At 71.4% G+C, this 20335-nt stretch carries 20 protein-coding genes; 5 read left to right on the plus strand and 15 right to left on the minus strand.

Annotated features, from left to right (window positions below):
• Positions 1-79 precede the first annotated feature (79 nt).
• Positions 80-487: a hypothetical protein gene (locus ABZ887_RS24595; RefSeq protein ID WP_361292898.1), complete on the plus strand. Its 408-nt coding sequence runs from the start codon at positions 80-82 to the stop codon at positions 485-487.
• A 111-nt stretch (positions 488-598) separates the two neighbouring features.
• Here ABZ887_RS24595 and ABZ887_RS24600 read toward each other — a convergent pair whose 3' ends face one another.
• From ABZ887_RS24600 to ABZ887_RS24630, 7 genes are all read right to left on the minus strand, one after another.
• Positions 599-2143: a DUF1996 domain-containing protein gene (locus tag ABZ887_RS24600; protein ID WP_361292900.1), complete on the minus strand. Its 1545-nt coding sequence runs from the start codon at positions 2141-2143 to the stop codon at positions 599-601.
• 173 nt (positions 2144-2316) lie between these two features.
• Positions 2317-2967, minus strand: a complete 651-nt coding sequence (locus ABZ887_RS24605) for a response regulator transcription factor (RefSeq protein ID WP_361292902.1) — start codon at positions 2965-2967, stop codon at positions 2317-2319.
• Complete coding sequence (locus ABZ887_RS24610; protein ID WP_361292904.1) at positions 2952-4247, minus strand: sensor domain-containing protein; 1296 nt, start codon at positions 4245-4247, stop codon at positions 2952-2954. The genes ABZ887_RS24605 and ABZ887_RS24610 overlap by 16 nt, the downstream gene beginning before the upstream one ends.
• 189 nt (positions 4248-4436) lie before the next feature.
• Complete coding sequence (locus ABZ887_RS24615; protein ID WP_361292906.1) at positions 4437-5006, minus strand: winged helix-turn-helix domain-containing protein; 570 nt, start codon at positions 5004-5006, stop codon at positions 4437-4439.
• A 398-nt stretch (positions 5007-5404) separates the two neighbouring features.
• Positions 5405-6436, minus strand: coding sequence for a glutamine synthetase (glnII, locus tag ABZ887_RS24620; RefSeq protein ID WP_361292908.1), 1032 nt, complete (start codon positions 6434-6436; stop codon positions 5405-5407).
• A 298-nt stretch (positions 6437-6734) separates the two neighbouring features.
• Positions 6735-7430, minus strand: a complete 696-nt coding sequence (locus ABZ887_RS24625; RefSeq protein ID WP_361292910.1) for a hypothetical protein — start codon at positions 7428-7430, stop codon at positions 6735-6737.
• Positions 7431-7550: 120 nt separating this feature from the next.
• Positions 7551-7919, minus strand: coding sequence for an arsenate reductase family protein (locus tag ABZ887_RS24630; RefSeq protein WP_361292912.1), 369 nt, complete (start codon positions 7917-7919; stop codon positions 7551-7553).
• 231 nt (positions 7920-8150) lie between these two features.
• Between ABZ887_RS24630 and ABZ887_RS24635 the strand changes: the two genes are divergently transcribed.
• Positions 8151-8471, plus strand: coding sequence for a hypothetical protein (locus tag ABZ887_RS24635; RefSeq protein ID WP_089101213.1), 321 nt, complete (start codon positions 8151-8153; stop codon positions 8469-8471).
• 247 nt (positions 8472-8718) lie between these two features.
• Here the strand turns inward: ABZ887_RS24635 and ABZ887_RS24640 are convergent, their stop codons facing one another.
• Positions 8719-9903 (minus strand): winged helix DNA-binding domain-containing protein, encoded by a 1185-nt coding sequence (locus ABZ887_RS24640; RefSeq protein WP_361292914.1) that lies wholly within the window; start codon positions 9901-9903, stop codon positions 8719-8721.
• A 150-nt stretch (positions 9904-10053) separates the two neighbouring features.
• Here ABZ887_RS24640 and ABZ887_RS24645 point away from each other — a divergent pair, with 150 nt between their 5' ends.
• Positions 10054-11394, plus strand: coding sequence for a DUF2252 domain-containing protein (locus tag ABZ887_RS24645; RefSeq protein WP_361292916.1), 1341 nt, complete (start codon positions 10054-10056; stop codon positions 11392-11394).
• A gap of 15 nt (positions 11395-11409) precedes the next feature.
• Here the strand turns inward: ABZ887_RS24645 and ABZ887_RS24650 are convergent, their stop codons facing one another.
• Entirely contained in the window at positions 11410-12144 is a 735-nt protein-coding gene (locus ABZ887_RS24650) for an alpha/beta fold hydrolase (RefSeq protein WP_361292918.1), read from the minus strand.
• A 239-nt stretch (positions 12145-12383) separates the two neighbouring features.
• Here ABZ887_RS24650 and ABZ887_RS24655 point away from each other — a divergent pair, with 239 nt between their 5' ends.
• The gene (locus ABZ887_RS24655) at positions 12384-12668 is read left to right on the plus strand and encodes a hypothetical protein (protein ID WP_361292920.1); all 285 of its coding nucleotides are present in this window, start codon (positions 12384-12386) and stop codon (positions 12666-12668) included.
• 48 nt (positions 12669-12716) lie between these two features.
• On the opposite strand, the gene ABZ887_RS24660 is transcribed toward ABZ887_RS24655, so the two are convergent.
• From ABZ887_RS24660 to glnA, 5 genes are all read right to left on the minus strand, one after another.
• Positions 12717-13301, minus strand: coding sequence for a hypothetical protein (locus ABZ887_RS24660; protein ID WP_361292988.1), 585 nt, complete (start codon positions 13299-13301; stop codon positions 12717-12719).
• A gap of 2 nt (positions 13302-13303) precedes the next feature.
• The gene (htpX, locus tag ABZ887_RS24665; protein WP_361292922.1) at positions 13304-14224 is read right to left on the minus strand and encodes a zinc metalloprotease HtpX; all 921 of its coding nucleotides are present in this window, start codon (positions 14222-14224) and stop codon (positions 13304-13306) included.
• 98 nt (positions 14225-14322) lie between these two features.
• The gene (locus tag ABZ887_RS24670; RefSeq protein ID WP_361292924.1) at positions 14323-15735 is read right to left on the minus strand and encodes a HEAT repeat domain-containing protein; all 1413 of its coding nucleotides are present in this window, start codon (positions 15733-15735) and stop codon (positions 14323-14325) included.
• Between the two features lie 104 nt (positions 15736-15839).
• Complete coding sequence (locus tag ABZ887_RS24675; protein ID WP_361292926.1) at positions 15840-16097, minus strand: hypothetical protein; 258 nt, start codon at positions 16095-16097, stop codon at positions 15840-15842.
• 101 nt (positions 16098-16198) lie between these two features.
• Positions 16199-17608 (minus strand): type I glutamate--ammonia ligase, encoded by a 1410-nt coding sequence (gene glnA, locus ABZ887_RS24680; RefSeq protein WP_361292928.1) that lies wholly within the window; start codon positions 17606-17608, stop codon positions 16199-16201.
• Positions 17609-17820: 212 nt separating this feature from the next.
• On the opposite strand from glnA, the gene ABZ887_RS24685 reads away from it, so the two are divergent.
• Positions 17821-18291 carry an RDD family protein gene (locus tag ABZ887_RS24685; RefSeq protein WP_361292930.1) on the plus strand — a complete coding sequence of 157 codons (471 nt, stop codon included), beginning with the start codon at positions 17821-17823 and terminating at the stop codon, positions 18289-18291.
• Positions 18292-18478: 187 nt separating this feature from the next.
• On the opposite strand, the gene ABZ887_RS24690 is transcribed toward ABZ887_RS24685, so the two are convergent.
• Entirely contained in the window at positions 18479-20128 is a 1650-nt protein-coding gene (locus ABZ887_RS24690; RefSeq protein ID WP_361292932.1) for an FAD-dependent monooxygenase, read from the minus strand.
• Positions 20129-20335: the final 207 nt, after the last annotated feature.

Raw genomic sequence — 20335 nt, forward strand, 5'->3', positions numbered from 1 at the left:
GGTTCGCGGCCCGCAGCCGTATCGAAGGGGACGGGCCCCCTGAAGGCACCCGGGGCCGGCAATGCGACCGGAGGAACAGATGAGGTTGACCCGACCGATGCTCGCCGTGGCCGGCGCCGTGGCCGTACTGGCGCTGGCGGGCTGTGGATCCGGAGACAGCGACGCGGCCGCCAAGATCCCGGTCACCGCGACCGGCAGCCTGGAGAGCCTCGCCGCCAAGGTGAAGTGCACCCCCGACATGCAGATCGACTCCGACGAGGTCCGCCAGGCGATCTGCAAGGTCCCCGCCGGCAAGTTCGTCTTCGCCACCTTCGCCACCGACCGCGGCCAGCGCGAGTGGATCAACGACGCCAAGGACTACGGCGGTTTCTACCTCGTCGGCCGCAAGTGGGTCGCCGTCGGCACCGACAAGCTGGTCAAGTCGCTGCAGACCACGCTGGGCGGCGAGGAGGAGATCGGCACCGACCACAGCAAGCACACCAGCTGACGCACCACTCGAGGTTCGCGGGACCGAGGTCCGCGGGACGGACATACGAAAGCGGGCGGTGGGAGATTCCCACCGCCCGCTCCGTGTTACCGGGTCACCGGCCGGCTAGTGCTACTGGCACTTCTTGCCGGTGTTGATGCAGTTGGCGATCTTCGCCGCCAGGTTGTTCTTGGTGACGCTGATGAAGTCGTCGTGGTCGGTGGCTGCCTTGTGCAGCTGCTCCGGGAAGCCGTCCACGGCGTAGGCGTTCTTGACCTGGCCGTTCACGATGCTCGGCTGGGCCAGGTTGTACACCAGGCGCATGGTCAGCTGCGGGATCGCCTTGAAGCCGTTCCCGCAGACACCGCTCGCCGGGTCGGCGAAGGCCACGTGCGTACGGTGGTTGGCGCTGTCGATGTTCGTGCCGTCCCAGCAGCTCTGGAAGGCGAACGTCCGCACCACCTGGCTGCCCTGCGGGCAGATCGGGTACTGCTCGGTCAGCTGGACCTTGTTCTCGAAGCCGGTGCAGCTCCAGTGCGCGTTGGCGTTGGCCAGACCGTTGGTCGTGGTCTTGGCGTCACCGGTGATGATGCGCAGGAACTGGGGCATCGCGACGACCTTGCTGGCCGCGCTGCCGACGTACTTGATCTGCGCCTGGACCGGCGTGATGATCTTGCCGACGTTGCCTTCCTTGCCACCGCCGTCCGCGTTCGCGTCGAACTCCTGCGAGCCGTCCTGCTCACGCACGACCGGCCAGTAGTACGACGAGAGGTCGCTCTGGTTCTGGCAGCTGGAGGGGGCGGCCAGCAGCGAGTCGTTCGTCGAGAACGCGTTGACCTTCTGGTTGCCGACGTAGTCGTGCTCGTGGTGCGCGCCGTTGGTCACGCCGGGCGCCACGATGACGTTGTCGGTGTTGTGGTTCTTGTTCTGGTTCGTGCCACAACGGGTGGTGAAGGTACCGGTCGAGGCCTGGCCCGTCTTCGCCGGCTTGCCCTGGACGTTCGGTGCGACCTTCGTGATGTCCACGAAGTCGGCCGCGGACGGGCCGTTGCCGGCCTGTCCGCCGGCGCCGACGTCGACCGGGGTGCTGGCGCTGGCACTCGGGGCGGCACTGGCGCTGGCCTGGCCGTTGTTCCCGTTGTTGTTCTGGCCGCCGTTGTTGTTCTGGCCGCCGTTGTTGTTGCCCTGCCCGGCGGTGGTCTGGTTGGCGGCCTGCGTCGTGCACGCGGCGAGCTGCGCCAGCGAGCTGTCGAACTGGCCGCCGACCCGCGTGATGTCGATGCGGATCCGGTCGATCGTGGCCGCCCGCTTCTCCTTCAGGGGGCCGGTGATCGCGTTCTGCACGAAGTTGGCGTCGTTCGCCTGCGCCTGACGGGTGGAGGCGAGCCGGGAGTAGGCCTCGGTGATCTGCTTGTCGAGGTTCGCCAGCTCCGTCGCCACCCCCTGCTTGGCCTTGTCCGGCACGCTCGTCAGTTTCTGGCCGACGTCCGGGCAGGAGATGGTCGCCACCGTCGCGGAGGCGGCCTTCGTGTAGTTCTGCGCCGAGTTGTTCGACTCGTGAGCCGAAGCGTTCATCTGCGCATAGAGCAGCCCGCCCCCGCCGAGTGCTACAGCCGCCGATGCGGCTATGACCTTGACGGTCAGCGGCGAGCGGCGTTTGCGTATGTTGCGTCCCATGGAACTCCTCAGACCTTCCTTGCGGGGCGGCATCGAGGCGCCCGACAGGAGTGAAGCGGCGTCCTCTCATACGCACCCCGTCTCAGAGGTGTTCAGGCGTCTCACAAATTCATCAGAGATTTGTTACGCACTTGGGGCACAACTGCCGTTTGAGCAGCGGGGTTTCTGGAAAATTAGCGGTCGCGGTCAAGATACGCGAGTACCGCCAGGACGCGCCGGTTGTCATCGTCCGACACCTCAAGTCCCAGTTTGGTGAAGATGTTGGAGGTGTGCTTGGCAATGGCCCGTTCCGTGACGACGAGCTGCCCGGCGATCGCCGCGTTCGACCTGCCCTGTGCCATCAGCTCCAGGACCTCCAGCTCCCGCGGTGTCAAGCCCCCCAGGGGCCGGTCGTCGGCCCGCCGGGACAGCAGCTGCTGGATCACCTGCGGGTCCATGGCCGTACCGCCCGCCGCGACCCGCCGTACGGCGTCCACGAACTGCTCCGCGTCGAACACCCGGTCCTTCAGCAGATAGCCCACCCCGCCGCTGCCGTCGGCCAGCAGCTCCCGCGCGTACAGCTGCTCCACGTGCTGGGAGAGCACCAGCACCGGCAGTCCGGGCCGTTTGCGCCGCGCCTCCAGCGCGCACTGCAGCCCCTCGTCGGTGTGCGTGGGCGGCAGCCGCACGTCGACCACGGCCACGTCCGGCTCCGACTCGGCCAGCGCACGGGCGAGTTCGGGCCCGGACTCGACCGCGGCCGCGATCTCGAAGCCATGGGCCTCCAGCAGCCGGACCAGTCCGTCGCGCAGCAGGAACAGGTCTTCGGCTAGGACAACGCGCACGGGATCTCCATGGTGACCATGGTGGGACCGCCGACGGGGCTGCTGACGGCCAGGACGCCGTCGAATGTACCCAGCCGCCGCTCCACCCCGGCCAGCCCCGACCCGGCGCCGACCACCGCGCCGCCCCTGCCGTGGTCGGTGACCGAGATCCGCAGCATGCCGCCGCCCTCCGGCACGTGGTGCAGGTCCACCCAGATCCGGTCGGCGCCGGAGTGCTTGACCGCGTTGGTCAGCACCTCGCTCACCGCGAAGTACGCCGCCGACTCCACCGGCGCGTCCGCCCGCCCCGGCAGCTCCACCGCCACCTCCGTCGGCACCGGCAGCCGCAGCGCCAGCGCCCGTACGGCGTCCCCGAGCCCGCGCTCGGCCAGCACCGGCGGATGGATGCCCCGGACCAGGTCCCGCAGCTCGCCCAGCGCCTCCACGGACGCCTGCCGGGTCTGCGCGAGCAGCTGCCTGGCCCTCTCCGGATCCTTGTCCAGCAGCATCTCGATCGTCCCGAGATCCATCCCCATGGCCACCAGCCGCGCCTGCGCCCCGTCGTGCAGGTCCCGCTCGATCCGGCGCAGCTCGGCGGCCGACACGTCCACCGCGTCCTTCCGGGTCTCCGTCAACACCCGTACCCGCTCCACGAGTTCGCCCTTCCCGGGGTCGAGGAAGGCGCGGGTGAGCCGGAAGTGGGCGGTCAGCGCGGTGGGGGCGTAACGGAAGGCGACGACGAGGACGACGGCGCCGAGCGCGGCGGCGCCGAACGCGGTGGCCTGCCCGCTGACCGGCACGAAGCCGTACCAGTACGGTCCGTACTTCCCGTAGGGCCCGCCGGTCATGGTCCGCCACAGCCCCGCCGCCAGCGCGAACCCCTCGAACGGATAGAAGACGAGCACCGCCGGCAGCAGCGCGGTCACGAACCCGGCCGTCATGTCGACGAACAGCCACAGCACGTCCCGCCGGACCTGCGGGTCGCCCAGCATCCCGAAGGTCCTGGCCCAGGGGTTGGCGCCCGCCGGGACCGTCCGGTACGCCGACCGGATCCGCACCCCGCACCACTCGTACGCGAGCCGCCGCCGCACGTCCGCCACGTCCCGCACGCCGCCGAGGATCCACGGGGTGGTGACGATCCCGACCCCGATCGGGATCAGCGCCACCGAGACCGCGACCAGCGTGAAGCAGAGCACCGAGACCGGCAGGATCACCAGCGCCAGCACCAGCCCCCGCACGGCGGCGAGCAGGGTCTCCCGGGCCCTGGCACGGAAGCCCCTGCTGTCTGTGTTCGTCGTCATGCGACCAGTCTCCCGAACCTCCCGGATGCGGGTCACTGGCCCGAAGCCCCATGTCAGGGGGTGGTGCTGGATACACCCCGCCGGAGGTACCGCGACCGGCCGTGCGCCGACCGCGGCGCCGCCCGCACCGGCCCGCAGCTCATGCACCGAGCCGCTCGACAGGTACGTATACCGTCCGGGGCGCGCCCGTCAGCGGCCCGTCGGCGGGGTGTACTTGTATCCCACCCGGCGGACCGTCTGGATCGCCCGGCGGTGCTCCGCGCCGAGCTTGCGGCGCAGCCGGGCGACATGGACGTCGACCGTGCGGCCGTCGCCGACGTGGCCGTAGCCCCAGACCGTGGTGACGAGCTGGTCGCGGGTGTGCACCCGGCCCGGATGCGCCACCAGATGGGCGAGCAGCTCGAACTCCAGGTAGGTGAGGTCGAGTTCACGCCCGTCGACCTGGGCGGTGCGCTCCACGGTGTCGACGGTGACGAGCGGCCGGGCGCCGGTCGCGGCCGGCTCCTGCGGGTCGGGCACCGCGACCGGCAGGAAGGGCGGCTGCTGGTCCGCCGGGACCAGCACCAGGTAGCCGATCATCGGCGGCTGGCCCGGCAGGGTGGGCAGGGTGTGCTGCGGGGCGGGCAGCCAGGTGGCGCCCGGCGGCAGCAGGTCCGCCATGTCCACGACCTCGTCCCGGTCGACGGCACGCAGCCGGTGCCGGCCGGGCGAGGAGGAGGTGAGGGCGGAGGCGGGGGAGAGAGAACGAGTGGTCGCCATGAGACGTCAGCTCTTTCGCGCGAGGAGTCAGTCGGTCGGAGCGACGGCCGCGATTCGTGGTCGGGCGCGCCGGGGACGTACTGCGTTCCGCGCTGGCCGAAGGCCGGGGTGTACGGCTTTAGAGGGCCCGCGCGTTCATCGCGCGGCAACACACCCGGTCGAAGTCATGGTGCTGACGGGAAGGCCAGAACGGCTCAAGGTCCTGGCGACCCGTCGCGCTGCACTTCTGGAAGCTGGCCATGCGCCCATTGAAGCAGACACAGCCGGGAAACAGGACCCTCCTCTCACTGCTTGGACGCTTCCTTGGCATGACATTGACGTGGCGGCGGCGGGGGAGCCCATGCCGAAGGGGCGCCCACCGCGCACGGTGGACGCCCCTTCGGAAGGCTGCCGGCGGATCAGACCTGGTCGGCCTTCTCCAGCGCGGAGCAGCAGGTGTCGACGATCAGCCGCGTCACGACGTACGGGTCGACGTTGGCGTTCGGACGGCGGTCCTCGATGTAGCCCTTGCCGTCCTTCTCGACCTGCCACGGGATACGGACCGAGGCACCGCGGTTGGAGACGCCGTAGGAGTACTCGTTCCACGGGGCGGTCTCGTGCAGACCGGTCAGGCGGTCGTCGATGCCGGCGCCGTAGTTCTTGACGTGGTCGAGCGGCTTGGAGCCCTCGCCGAGCGACTCGCAGGCGGTGATGATCGCGTCGTAGCCCTCGCGCATCGCCTTGGTGGAGAAGTTGGTGTGCGCGCCGGCGCCGTTCCAGTCGCCCTTGACCGGCTTGGGGTCGAGGGTGGCGGAGACGCCGAAGTCCTCGGCGGTGCGGTAGAGCAGCCAGCGGGCCACCCACAGGTGGTCGGAGACCTCCAGCGGGGAGACCGGGCCGACCTGGAACTCCCACTGGCCGGGCATGACCTCGGCGTTGATGCCGGAGATCGCGAGACCCGCCTTCAGGCAGTTCTCCAGGTGGGCCTCGACGATCTCGCGGCCGAAGATCTCGTCGGCGCCGACACCGCAGTAGTAGCCGCCCTGGGGCGCCGGGAAGCCGCCCTCGGGGAAGCCCAGCGGACGGGAGCCGTCGAAGAAGGTGTACTCCTGCTCGATGCCGAAGATCGGCTCCTGGGAGGCGAACTTCTCCGCGACCTCGGTCAGCGCGGCGCGCGTGTTGGAGGAGTGCGGGGTCATGTCGATTTCCAGGACCTCGCACAGGACGAGGACGTCGTCGCCGCCGCGGATCGGGTCCGGGCAGGTGAAGACCGGCTTCAGCACACGGTCCGAGGAGTGCCCCTCGGCCTGGTTCGTGGACGACCCGTCGAAGCCCCAGATCGGCAGCGCGTCCAGACCGGCGGGGGCGCCCGCTATGATCTTCGTCTTCGAACGCAGCTTGGCCGTCGGCTCGGTGCCGTCGATCCAGATGTACTCAGCCTTGAAGGTCACGGGCCACATCCTTCGGGGTGGGTCGGGCGCACTTGCGGGTGCAGTGGCGCTACGGCACTGGGGCGCCTCGGTGTTGCCCGGCAGCCTGTCAACAGGCGATTTCCCGATCATTGCTCGAATGTGAACCCGGTGTTACCTGGTGGTTCTGTGGCGCGACTCACGTTGTGGGAGCCGGGTGGGCGGGGTACGGAGCCCAATTCGGACTCCGTGCCGACCCCTTCGCGGCAGGCCTCTTCGCGGCGGCCGCCGGCTTTCCCTCCGTGAAAGCCGGCGGCCGAGCCTCGACCCGTGGTGTCGGTCAGCCGACCTTCTCGATCAGCGCGCGGCGGATCAGGAACTTGCCGGGTTCCCGGACCTGTTCGAAGGCCGCGTTGTTGAGCAGCACGCAACTGCCGGAGACCGACGTGACCTTCACCGTCGTGGACTTGTTGTTGTCCAGGTTGGTGACCTTCAGCGTGGTTCCCGCCGGGAACTGGTTGCTGGAGGCGGCCGGCGTGCCGGCCTCGCCGGAGAGTGTGACGGTCGAGCCCTTGCAGACCTGCTGCCCGGAGGCGGCGGTGCCCCCGGTGTTGCCCGTGTTGCCGGTGGCCGCGCTCTTCGAGGGCGCCGCCGTGGCGGTCTGCCCGGTCTGGCCCGTCTGCGTCCCGCTCGCCGCCTGGGAGCCCTGAGCCGACTCCCCAACGACGCAACCGGACGCCTTCTGCTGGACCTTGATCTGCGCGATGACCGCCTCGCGGTTGGCGATCCGGGCCGACGACTGCGCGTCCGGGTTCGCTTTCTGGTCGGCGATGAACTTCTGGTTGTTGCCGAGGGCCGTGGCCAGCCCCGAGCAGACGGTCGAGTCCGCGGCCGACGACAGCGTCTTCGCGTTCTGCGGGCTCTGCGCGGCGTTCGAGGTGGACGCCAGGACGAAGGCCCCGCCGCCGGCCACGGCTGCGGCGCCGACCAGCAGTGCGACGGTCTTCTTGGCGCCGAGAGTTCTCCTACGCGACATGCGCGCCTCCTCAGAGGGGGTGGGGGAACGTACGCCGGTAGGTACGAGATACCGAACGCTGTTACTCAGCGGTTACAGAGTCACTGAAGTAACCTGCGTCACACTGCAGTTGAGCGCTGCTCAGCTCTTGCTCCTGGCCAGCGCTTCCTGTACGGCCTCGTCGGTACGGGCGACGACCGCCGTGCCGTCGTCGGCGGTGATGATCGGCCGCTGGATGAGCCGGGGGTGCTCGGCGAGGGCCGTGATCCACCGGTCGCGCGCGCTCGCGTCCCGCGCCCACTCCTTCAGCCCCAGCTCCTTGGCGACCGCCTCCTGGGTGCGGGTGACGTCCCACGGTTCGAGCCCGAGCCGTTCCAGTACGGCCCTGATCTCGTCCTCGGTCGGTACGTCCTCCAGGTAGCGGCGGACGGTGTAGTCGGCCCCCTCGGCGTCGAGCAGACCGATCGCGGTGCGGCACTTCGAGCAGGCGGGGTTGATCCAGATCTCCATGCGGGGAACGGTACGCGGACCGCTGCCGAGGAGCGCTCTGTTCGAATTTAGGGGAGTGTCGTGGGAACCCCTCACGCACATCGCGCCCCACCTGAAAAACCCTTCTCCACCTGGCAGTTCGGCGCCTTTACGGACTGTCTCATTGTCAGTCCCGGCCGGTACACTGGTAGCAGTGTTCGAGAGGGGCGCCGGGGAGTCCGGAGGCGTCCCGACCGCGACAGGAGGATGCCTGTGCCCGCTGCCGCACTGAAGCCGAAGCCGAAGTCCCTGCCGACCCAGTCCACCGCGAAGCGAGCGGTCCTGCTCGACTCGCCGTACGCGCCGGCGGAGAAGCGCCCGCTGCCGGCCGGGCGGCCACGCGAGTGGTATGTCACACACAACCGCCGCCTGAAGGCCATGCGCCTCGCCATCGCCCTGCTCGACTCCGGCGTCTACCTGCCCAACCAGGCGCGCAACGAGACGATACGGAGCACGGCGGAGAGCATCGGCATCCACCCGCCGTCCGACACGACGTGCCACATGGTGCGGGCGCTGATGCGATATTCGCGGTGAGCCGGTGGCGCCGGGTGCCGTGTGTTTTGCGGCGGCGCCCGGCGCCCTTGTGTTTCGGCTGCGGGCCGGTGGGGGCTGATCGCGCAGTTCCCCGCGCCCCTTACGGGGCACGACTCAGCTGCGGGCAGGCGTGCCGCAGGGCGGCACGGGTGGGCGCTGGGGGTCCCCCCGGCCGAAGGCTGGGGGAGGCACCCTGCCAGCGCCGGTAAGCGTCCCCACCCCCCCGGCCTCCGCCCCCCGCCGGCTCTCAGCCGCTCAGCTCCCGTTCCACCGGTGTCCGGAACCGCGGTGTGACCTTCGCCGTGCCCACCCAGCCGCGCAGCCGCTCCGCCTCCGTCGCGATCGCCTGCTCGGCCTCTCTCCGGATGCCGGGATCGAGGATCCGCCAGACGATCTCGCCGTCCCGGCGCTGCGCCCAGCCGCCCACCACCAGCCCGTTCCACCACACCGTCGGCCCCACGTTGCCGCTTCTGTCGAAGAGCAGCGGCCGGAGCTCCGGCGGCAGGTACCAGTCCCGCTGCTGCCATGCCATGGCCGTCGGGTCGAGGGCGGGGAGGAGGGCCGCCCAGGGCCGGGACGGTTCGGCGACCGGCGGCAGGTCCCCGGCCGTCACGTACCCCGTGTCGCCCTCGTCCAGCGTCACCGGCTGCGCTCCGATCGCGGTCAGCGCGCGGCGGACCTCCGTCACCCGCCACCCCGTCCACCACTTGAGGTCCGCCTCCGTGGCCGGGCCCGAGGTGTGCAGCCAGCGGTTCAGCAGGACGGCCTGGGCCTCGGCCGGGTCCAGCTCCGGGTGGTCCGGCGCCGGTGCCCAGCGGAACTGGCTGGACGTCCAGGAGCCCAGCGGGCGGCCCCGCACCACCTTGCCCTCCACGCCCAGGACCCTCAACAGGCGCGTGGAGACGGTGTGGACGCCCTCGTAGCTCTTGCCCGCGGCGTACGTGAACTGCTCGCGCAGGCGCGGCTCGGCGGCCGCCAGTTCCGTCGCCGTCGCCTGGCCGAGCCGGGCCAGCTCGGCCAGCGCCGCGGACTCGACCTCCGCGAGCCAGGCCGCGTCCGGGGCACCGGCCCGCGCCATGTCCTTCAGCAGGCCGGCCCGCTCGCGGGCGGCGACCGTGAGGCCCGTCGAGGCGTGCACGACCGCCGTGAGCTCCGCCGGGAAGACGAACACCGTGTGCCGCATGCCGTGCATCCGCACCAGGGTGCGGTCCTCGTACAGGGCCCGCTCCGTCGCCGGCACGGTCTTCGCCGCCTCGGCCAGCCGCGCCCCCACCGCCAGGTGCACAGTCGCCGGATCCGAGCCGTGCAGCGCCATCAGCGCCTCGGCGACCTCCTCCGGCGCCGTCGCCCGTGCCGGGCCCGCCAGCAGGTGGCGCTCCGCCAGCCGGGCGCGCCGTTCCGCCACCCCGATGTGCCGCCGCCCGTCGTTCATGCCGACCTCCCCGTGGACTCCTGACCGCATCCTGCCCGACGCCACTGACAATCACCTGTTCGCCGGGCTCGGCATGCGCCGGACCCGGCATCTCCCTTTCACTGCGATCAGCAGGTCAAGGAGGGAGCAGCCGACCGAGGGGAGCGCCGTATGACCACACCCGCCGACCGTGCCGCCCGCGGCAGGGCCGCCCGCAAGCGGGCCCTCCGCTCGGCCCACGCCTTCTGGCTGCCCCCCGTCGACCGCCCCGACCCCGTCGCCGTACTGGAGCGGCAGGGCCGCGACCGGCTGCCCGAACTGCTGCCCATCCGGTACGGGAGGATGGCCGCCTCGCCCTTCGCCTTCCTGCGCGGCGCGGCCGCCGTGATGGCCGCCGACCTGTCCGCCCAGCCGCACACCGGGCTCACCGTGCAGCTCTGCGGAGACGCGCATCTGCTGAACTTCGGGCTCTACGCCTCCCCGGAGCGGTCCCTGCTCTTCGACCTGAACGACTTCGACGAGACGTTCCCCGGGCCCTTCGAGTGGGACGTCAAACGGCTCGCCGCGTCCGTCGCCGTCGCCGCCCGCGAGAACGGGCACGGCGATCCGGAGGCCCGCGCCGCCGCCCGGGCGGCCGTGGCCGCGTACCGGACCGCCATGCGGCGGCTGGCTGGGCTCGGGGAACTCGCCGTCTGGTACGAACGGGTCGACACCGAAGGCCTGCTGGCCCTGGCCGGCTCCGCGCGCCGCCGGCGCCGGATCGAGGACACCCTCACCCGGGCCCGGCGCCGCACCAGTCTGCACGCGCTCGGCCGGCTCACCGAGACCACCGGCGGACGGCGCCGCATCATCAAGGACCCGCCGCTCCTCGAACCCGCCGGCGCCTCCGACATGGCCTCCCTGCGCAAGACCTTCAGCGACTACCGCTCCACCCTGACCGAGGAGCGCCGGCTCCTCCTCGACCGCTACCGTTTCGTCGACGCGGCCCGCAAGGTCGTCGGCGTCGGCAGCGTCGGCACCCGCTGCTTCATCGTCCTGCTGGCCGGCCGGGACGCCGACGACCCGCTGTTCCTGCAGATCAAGGAGGCCCGGACGTCCGTACTGGAGCAGCATCTGCCGAACGGGTCATACGTCCACCACGGCCACCGGGTCGTCGCCGGGCAGCGGCTGCTCCAGGCCGCCGGGGACATCTTCCTCGGCTGGATGACCGGCCCCCAGGGCCGCGCCTTCTACTGGCGTCAGCTGCGCGACATGAAGGGCGCCGCCGAGGTCGCCGCGATGGACCCGAAGAGCCTGCGCGGCTACGCCACGCTGTGCGGTACGACCCTGGCGCGCGCCCACGCCCGGTCCGGTGACCGCATCGCCATCGCCGCCTACCTGGGCGGCACCGACACCTTCGACCGGGCGGTCACCGACTTCGCCCTCGCCTACGCCGACCAGACCGCCACCGACCACGCCGGCCTCGGCGCGGCCGTGACGGCGGGCGTCCTGACGGCGGCGCCGGGGATCTGAGCCCGCCGGGCCGGTTCAGCCCTGCTGCTGGAGCAGCATCGTGACGAACTCCCGCCATTCGTCCGGGTGTTCGCGGAACCAGAGGCCGAGCCGGTGCTCCGCGTCCGGGAGTTCGAAGCGGGTGTAGCGGGAGCGGGTGCGCAGGGCGTCCTGGACGGCCGCCGTGACCTGCGGCGGGATCACCGCGTCCGTGCCCGGCACCGCGAGCACCGCCCGGCCCGCGTAGGAGCGCAGCGCCGCCAGGGCGGACGAGGCGCGCCAGGCGTCCGGGGTGCGGATGAGCTCGGTGAAGCGGCGGGTGCCGTCGCCGAAGGGGACGTCCCAGGACTCCGGGGTGTAGACCGCGGGGGAGCAGAGGCCGATCGCCGAGGCGCGGTCGCCGTAGTGCCGTACGAGATCCGCGACCGTCTGGCCGCTCATGCTGAAGCCCACCAGGATCAGCGGGCGTTCCGGCTCCACCTGGGTGTCGATCACCGCCGTCGCCTGCTCGTAGCGGCGGCGCAGGCTCAACTCCGCGAGTGCGCCGGTGCTTTCGCCGTGGCCCGAGAAGTCGAAGGCCAGGGCGGGGCGACCGTGGGCGGTGAACTCCGCGAGCAGCGGGCGCAGTCGCCGCTCGGTGCCGGTGCCGGCGCCGTGCAGCAGGACGGCGACCGGTCCGCCGCTGCCGTCCGGACCGCCCGCGGCCCAGGTGCGGACCCCGCTGAGCCGTTCGCCGTCGTGGTCGTGGGTGAATTCGGTGAGTTGGACCATGCGGCACATTCACCCACGGGTGCGCCCACGCGTGCACGCGCGAAAACGGGATGCACGCCGAGTGACCGGCTCCCTACGCTGGAGAAGCGTTGCGGAGTGGTCCACCACCGCTTTCCGAAGGGCGGGCCGCGCCCCCGGAACACGGGACTACACTGCCGCGCACCGACGGACGGCCGCCCGTCCCCCGCGTGCCGTCGGATCCGTCGACCGCTCACACACCCACGCCACGGAGGCCCGTCATGGGCACCATCGTCCTATCCGGAACCGTCGTCCTGGTCATCCTCGGATTCGGCAACCACAACTGGTGGCTCGCCGCCGTCGCCCTGCTCTTCCTGTACGTCCAGTACGGGCGGGGTTCGTCGTCGGCCTCCTCGTCGGGCGGTTCGTCCGGCGGGGGAGGGGGCATGGCCAACGACTACAAGACGTACCGCGACCGCCGTGACCAGCAGGCCAAGTGGGAGCGCCGCTACCGCCGCGAGCGCCCCCTGGAGTCCCGGCGCCAGCAGAACGACAAGGGGAAGTAAGGGGAAACAAGGGGAGCAGAGGTAACGGGCAGCGGGTGCCCCGGCCGTTCAGAGGCCCGGGGCGCCCCAGACCGGGAACCAGCGGCTGAGGTCCTGCTCGATCCGCAGGTCGCTCGCGAGGACCGCCTTCACCTGCAACTCCAGCGCGATGTCCCGCCGTTCACCGGATCCGGGCAGCGGTGCGAAGGGGTAGAAGGTGCCCCGCTTGTAGAGGTACACGAGCGCGAGCCGGCGCCCGCGCTCGTCCTCGAAGGCGGCCAGGGAGCAGAGCAGCTGCGGGCCGAAGCCGTTGACCTCCATCGAGCTGTTCACCGCGTGCAGGTCGTTGACCAGCTGCGGAAGCTGGTCGGAGGGGCGCTGCGAGACCAGCCAGGAGTAGCCGTAGTCGTCCTGGTGCAGCTCCACCGGGTCCCCGCCGCGGTCCGTGTCCGCGTCGAGGAGTGCCTGGATCTCCCGGTGGGTCTGCTCGAAGGCCGCGCCCTCCACGGTGGCGAAGCACACCGCGCCCCCGCCCGTGGGCCGGAACCCGGCCGCCGCCTCCAGCGTCACCGCCGCCGACGGCAGGGCGAACAACTGGTCGAGATCGGGTGCGACCGGCTTCGTACGGCCCAGCAGGATGTCCAGGAACCCCATGCTCACCCGGCCTTTCCGGGCGTCGCCGCCTCACCCAGTTCCGCAGAGATCCGCCCCAGCTGGTCAAGGCGCTGCTCCAGGGACGGGTGGGTGGAGAAGAAGCGCTCGATGCCGGGCTCCTTGCCGGTCGCCGGGGTGAAGTAGAACGCGTTGAAGGCCTGAGCCGTGCGCAGGTCCTTGGTCGGGATCCGGGCGATGTCGCCGGAGACCTTGGTGAGCGCCGACGCCAGCGCGGACGGCCGGCCGGTGAGATGCGCGGCGGCCCGGTCGGCGGCCAGCTCCCGGTACCGGGACAGCGCCCTGATCAGCAGGAAGCTGATCGCGTACACCGCCGCGGAGACCCCGATGACGGCGGCGAACACGGCGGCCGTGTTCTGGTCCCGGCGACCGCCGCCGAAGAGCTGCGAGTAGAACGCGAACCGTACGATCAGTCCGGCGATGACCCCGAGGAAGGACGCGACCGTGATCACGGCGACGTCCTTGTGCGCCACGTGCGACAGCTCGTGCGCCAGCACACCCTCCAGCTCGGCGGGCTCCAGGCGGCGCAGCAGCCCCGTCGTCACGCACACCACCGCGTGATCGGGATTGCGGCCGGTCGCGAACGCGTTCGGCATGTCCATCTCGGAGACGGCGACGACCGGCTTCGGCATGTCCGCGATGGCACACAGCCGGTCCACCACGGCGTGCAGCTCGGGATACTCCTCCCGCTCCACGACCCGCCCGCGCATGGCGAACATCGCGATCCGGTCGGAGAACCAGAACTGCGCCACGAACATCGCGCCCACCAGGACGACGACGAGCAGCCACGACTTCAGCAGCACGATCAGCGCGGCAACGAAACCGACGTACAACAACCCGAGCAGGAACAGCGTGACCGTCATCCGCACGGTCAGCCGCCGGTCGCTCCGGAAGCGGCTCTGCATCTTGCACCACCCCGCAGTCAGGCACTCGTCCCGCTGTCCAGTGTGCACCTGCGCCGTCCCATGGGGAGGTTCCGAACGGCCCTAGTAGCGGCAAAGGCTCAGCCCGGCACGCCGGCCTCCCGCTTGCGCCTGGTCAGCACCCACGCGCTGAACAGATGCCGTCCCCGGTCCAGCAGCGCCGCCACCTCCTCTGACCCGAGCGGCACGTCCGGCGTCGGGTGCCACTGCTGGACGGACCGCTCGGCCCAGCCCCGCAGTTTCACGTCCGGGTCGTCGAGCAGGGCGACCGCGGCCCGCAGCCGTACGAGTCCGCCCCGCGCGTCCAGCAGCCGGAACGCGGCGACCCGCACATGCCGCGCCCGGCCTGCCGCGAGCCGGTCCATGAGCCACCCGGCGTCCAGCGACCCGGCGGACGGCAGCAGGTTCACGGTCGCCGCCCGGACGACGCCCGGAGCCGGATCGTCGAGCAGCTCCCGGAACCGTCGTACGTCCGTCACGTCGAGGATCCGCAATCCGGCGACCGCACCCGCCCGCACGCCGGGGGAGGGGTGGGCGAGCAGCGGTGCCAGCAGCCCGGCGTCCGCCCGCTCCCCGCACTCGGCGAGCCCGATGACCGCGCCGGCCGGCAACGCGGGGTCGTCGGCGTCGGCGACCCGGCGCCGGTACCAGGGCAGCGGATCGGTTCCGTACTGCCGTACCACGTACCGTGCGCAGGCGCGTACGGCACCGGACCGGTCGGCGAGAAAGCCGGCCGCCCGCTCCGGTCGCCCGGCCCGCCGCAGCGCCGTCACCCCGGTCGACCGGACCCGTGGCCCGCGCGCGGCCAGCAGCGGTCCGAGTACGCCCTCGTCGGCTGTGCCCTCCGGTACGAGGGCCACCGCGGCCTCCGCGCAGAGGGTCTGGACGGCGGGGTCGGAGTCCCGGGCGGCGGCCTGTGCCAGCTCGGCGGCGGACAGCGCCCCCTCCGCCACGGCCAGGCGGTGGGCGAAGCGCCGGACGGTGCGGTCGCCGTCGGCACGCAGCCGCCCGAGCTGCTCGTGGGACGCTCCCCGCAGGACGTCGCCGAGCACCTCGACGGCGAAGGCGCCGCGTCCGCGCCGGCCGAGGAGCAGGATCAGGGGCGCGAGCGCGACGGCGGCGTCCACGTCGAGGCGCTCGCGCAGCAACTGCCGGGCCCGCTCCTGCACCGGCGCGACCCAGTCCGCACAGCGGACGACGACCAGCGGCAGCAGCGTGGGAAACCGCGCCGCCGCTTCCAGCGCCGCCTCCCTGATCCGGCCGTCCCGGTGGCAGAGGGCCAGCGCGGTCCGCGACTCGGTGAGCGCGTTCCGGTGCGTGCCGTCGATCTCGGCACGGCTCGGCAGCGCGTCCCGCAGCAGCCAGGACCGCGCACCGGCGTCCAGGGCGAGCCAGCCGCCCGGACCGTTGCCGTCGATGACGTCTCCCGGCGCGGCCCCCTCGGCGATCCGCAGCGCCGCGGCCTCGCCGTCCTCCTCGAACTCCTCGCGCATCCCCGTACTCCGTTCCGCCTGCCGTCCGGGCGATGGTAGGCGGACAGGCGGACGCGGGTCGCGCCGATTACCCGAGGCCGACGGCGGGCCGACGCGCCGGGTTCCTAGTACGGCGCCCGTGTCTGTATGTACCCCAGCAGCAGGATCACCGCCGCCACGCACCCCAGCACCAGCGCCGTCGACCCCCACGACGACCGCCGGGGCGCCACCGGTCCCGGATCGGCCCGGAACGGCGCCGGCTCCGGCGGGTTCTCCTTCCAGCGGGCGGCGAGCATCCGAGCCCGCGCGGACGGCTCCTTGTGCTCCGCCTCGGCGGCCCACCTGAGGTCGAACTCGTCCTTCTCGTCGCCCTGTTGGGACATCCCGGCTCCCCCCGTATCGAACATGAGTACAGACGCACGATACGACGACGCCCCCGCCCTGAGAAACAGGAACGGGGGCGCCGCAGAGGCTCAGGTGCCGATCACACGTCGAAGTACAGCTCGAACTCGTGCGGGTGCGGACGCAGCTGCAGCGGGGCGATCTCGTTGGCGCGCTTGAAGTCGATCCACGTCTCGATCAGGTCGGGCGTGAAGACGTCACCGGCGAGCAGGAACTCGTGGTCGCGCTCCAGGGAGTCGAGGACGGCCGGGAGGGAGGTCGGGACCTGGGCGACGTTCGCGTGCTCCTCGGGAGCCAGCTCGTAGAGGTCCTTGTCGATCGGCTCGGCCGGCTCGATCTTGTTCTTGATGCCGTCCAGGCCCGCGAGGAGCAGGGCCGAGAAGGCCAGGTACGGGTTGCCGGAGGAGTCGGGCGCGCGGAACTCGACACGCTTGGCCTTCGGGTTCGAACCCGTGATCGGGATACGCATCGCGGCGGAGCGGTTGCGCTGCGAGTACACCAGGTTGATCGGCGCCTCGAAGCCCGGGACCAGGCGGTGGTACGAGTTCACCGTCGGGTTGGTGAAGGCGAGCAGCGACGGGGCGTGCTTCAGGATGCCGCCGATGTAGTAGCGGGCGGTGTCCGACAGGCCCGCGTAGCCGGCCTCGTCGTAGAAGAGGGGGGAGCCGCCCGCCCACAGGGACTGGTGGACGTGCATGCCCGAGCCGTTGTCGCCGAAGATCGGCTTCGGCATGAAGGTCGCGGTCTTGCCGTTGCGCCAGGCCACGTTCTTCACGATGTACTTGAAGAGCTGGAGGTCGTCGGCGGCGGCGAGCAGCGTGTTGAACTTGTAGTTGATCTCCGCCTGGCCGGCGGTGCCCACCTCGTGGTGCTGGCGCTCGACCTGGAGGCCGGACTTGGCCAGCTCCAGGGAGATCTCGGCGCGCAGGTCGGCGAAGTGGTCGACCGGCGGGACCGGGAAGTAGCCGCCCTTGTAGCGGACCTTGTAACCGCGGTTGTCCTCCAGAGCACCGGTGTTCCAGGCGCCGGCCTCGGAGTCGATGTGGTAGAAGCTCTCGTTCGCCGAGGTGGCGAAGCGGACGCTGTCGAAGACGTAGAACTCGGCCTCGGGACCGAAGTACGCGGTGTCCGCGATACCGGTCGACGCGAGGTAGGCCTCGGCCTTCTTCGCCACGTTGCGCGGGTCGCGGGAGTACTGCTCGCCCGTGATCGGGTCGTGGATGAAGAAGTTGATGTTGAGCGTCTTGTCCCGGCGGAACGAGTCCACCCGGGCGGTCGACAGGTCCGCACGCAGCGCCATGTCGGACTCGTGGATCGCCTGGAAGCCACGGATCGACGATCCGTCGAAGGCGAGCTCGTCGTCCGGGTCGAACGCCTCGACGGGCAGCGTGAAGTGCTGCATGACGCCCGGCAGGTCGCAGAAACGGACGTCGACGAACTTGACGTCCTCGTCCGCGATGAACTTCTTGGCCTCGTCGGCGTTCTGGAACATCCAGCTCCTCCTACTCCCGGCCGTTCCCGTGCCGGGGTGGTAGTTCGTTCGTGCGGCCAGTGCGGTGGCACACGTTGTCCACGACCCTAGGGACGCGTGATTTCTCGGGCGTGACCCATTTGTTTCGCTGAAGTTAACCGAGCTCGGCTCCACGGTAGCCCCGGGACACCCCGCCGGACCCCGGGCGGATACCGGGGCAGTACCGTTGACGGGTGGACAACAGGCAAGCAATCGGATCGTGGCTCTCCGGGCCCCGCGCGGCCATGGAAGACGCAGGTGTGGAGTTCGGGTACCGGGGCGAGCAGCTCGGTCTGCCGGAGGACGGGCCGGGCTCCATCGCCCGCCCGGGACGGCGGCTCGGTGCGCTGGTCGTGGACTGGGCGCTGTGCGAGTTGATCGCATACGGCCTGATCACCAACGGCTACGACCCGGCGTCGACCGGCAACTGGGCGCTGCTCGTCTTCTTCGTCCTGGGAGTCCTCACTGTGGGCACGCTCGGGTTCACGCCGGGCAAGCGGCTGTTCCGGCTGCGGGTGGTGGGCGTCGACACGGGCCGCGTGCAGCCGCTGCGCGCACTGGCCCGCACGGCGCTGCTGTGCCTCGCGATCCCGGCACTGGTCTGGGACCGCGACGGCAGGGGGCTGCACGACCGGCTGGCCAAGACCGTAGAGCTCCGTATGTAGCTGCGGGTGCGTGGGGGCTGGTCGCGCAGTTCCCCGCGCCCCTGAAAGACTAAAGACATAGCTGCGGGCAGGCGTGCCGCAGGGCGGCACGGGTGGGCGCTGGGGGTCCCCCCGGCCGAAGGCTGGGGGAGGCACCCGGCAAGCGCCGGTGAGCGTACCCACCCCCCGGCGCCCGCCCGCACCTCGCTCACCTCCTCCGCAGCACCCGCCCCAGCAGCTCCCGCAGCTCCCCCTCCGGGTCGGGGACGGCGCCCTCCGAGCGCCACGCCACGAACCCGTCCGGCCGGACCAGCACCGCCCCGTCCGCCGTCGTCCCGTGCGCCTCGGCCCAGTCGGCGCCCTCCGCGTCGTACACGAGATCGGCCGCCGACCCCGCCGCCCCGATCCGGTACGTGTCCAGCCGCAGCCGCTCCGTGTCCGCGATCCGCCGGGCGGCGGCGTGCCAGGCCGCACCCCCGGCCGACTCCGCGTCGCTCAGCAGGACCAGGGAGCGTTCGTACAGGTCGAGCGTCGAGATCCGTTCGCCCGCGCGGCGCAGCCACAGGTGCGGGGCCCGGCTGCCGGGCTGGCCGGTCAGGTTCATCCCGTCGGGTACGACCGGCTGGCCGGGGTCGGCCCCGAGGACCGCGCCCTTCGGGTACCGGTAGCCGAGGACGATGTTGAGGATGCCGCCGCGCTTGCCGGCGCCGATGCCGGGGGCGGGCGCGAAGCCGGGGTGGCTGTGTTCCACCGAGCGGGCGGAGGCGCGGGCGCTGGTGGCGAGGGCGACCGGGCGGCGCTCGGCGTCGTAGGAGTCGAGGAGCCCGGGACCCGCCCAGCCGTCGAGGACCGCCGCCAGCTTCCAGGCCAGGTTGTGGGCGTCCTGGATGCCGGTGTTGGAGCCGAAGGCCCCGGTCGGGGACATCTCGTGCGCGGAGTCGCCGGCCAGGAAGACCCGCCCGGACGAGTACCGTTCCGCGACCCGTTCGGCCGCCCGCCAGGAGGCCCGGCCGGTGATCTCGACGTCGAGGTCGGGGACGCCGACGGCCCGGCGGATGTGCCGGGTGAGCCGCTCCTCCGTGAACTCGTCGAGGGTTTCGCCGCGTTCGGGGTGCCACGGGGCGTGGAAGACCCAGCGCTCCCTGTTGTCGACGGGCAGGAGGGCGCCGTCGGCCTCCGGGTCGGTGAGGTAGCAGCAGATGAAGCGGCGGTCCCCGACCGTGCCCGCGAGCAGCTTGGAGCGGAAGGTGATGCTGACGTTCGCGAACAGGTCGCCGGGGCCCGTCTGGCCGATGCCGAGCCGGCCGCGGACCGGGGAGCGCGGACCGTCGGCCGCGACCAGGTAGTCCGCGCGGACGGTGTACATCCGGTCGGAGTCACGGTCGCGGACGTACGCCGTCACTCCTTCGGGGTCCTGTTCGAAGGACTCCAGTTCGTGGAAGTAGCGCAGCTCGCCGGTGAGCGATTCGGCCGCCTGGCGGAGCACCGGTTCGAGGTCGTTCTGGCTGCACAGGCACCAGCCCGTGGGGCTGAACCTCGCGAGTCCGCCGCCCGGGTCGATCTCCTTGAACAGCCATTCGCCGGCGTCGCCGACCAGCGTCGGGGTCTGCAGGATGCCGTGGTTGTCGGCGAGCAGGGAGGCCGCGGCCTTGATGTCCGGCTCGATGCCCGCTCTCCGGAACAGCTCCATCGTCCGCACGTTGTTGCCCCGGCCGCGTGGGTGGATCGAGGTCCCGGAGTGTCTCTCGACGAGCATGTGACGTACGCCGAGACGGCCCAGGAAGAGGGACATGGACAGCCCCACGAGGGAGCCGCCCACCACGAGGACGGGGACCTGGTGATCGGTGTTCCGGTGCATCGGGCACTCCAGAGGCGGGTGTTGGTGCGTCAGGTGCGGTTGGAACTTCCATGCCCCTCCGGGCCCCCCGGGGAGGGGTTCCGAGGACTCAATCACCCACCTGGTTCACGCGAGTCGCGCGCTTCGGAGGACCGGCACAGGATCAAGAAGCGCTGACGCCGCGTCATCGGCGAAGGCGCAGGCCGCTGCCCCCGCGAAGGAGATGTG

This window comes from Streptomyces sp. NPDC047061 (assembly GCF_040643955.1).
Lineage (GTDB): Bacteria > Actinomycetota > Actinomycetes > Streptomycetales > Streptomycetaceae > Streptomyces.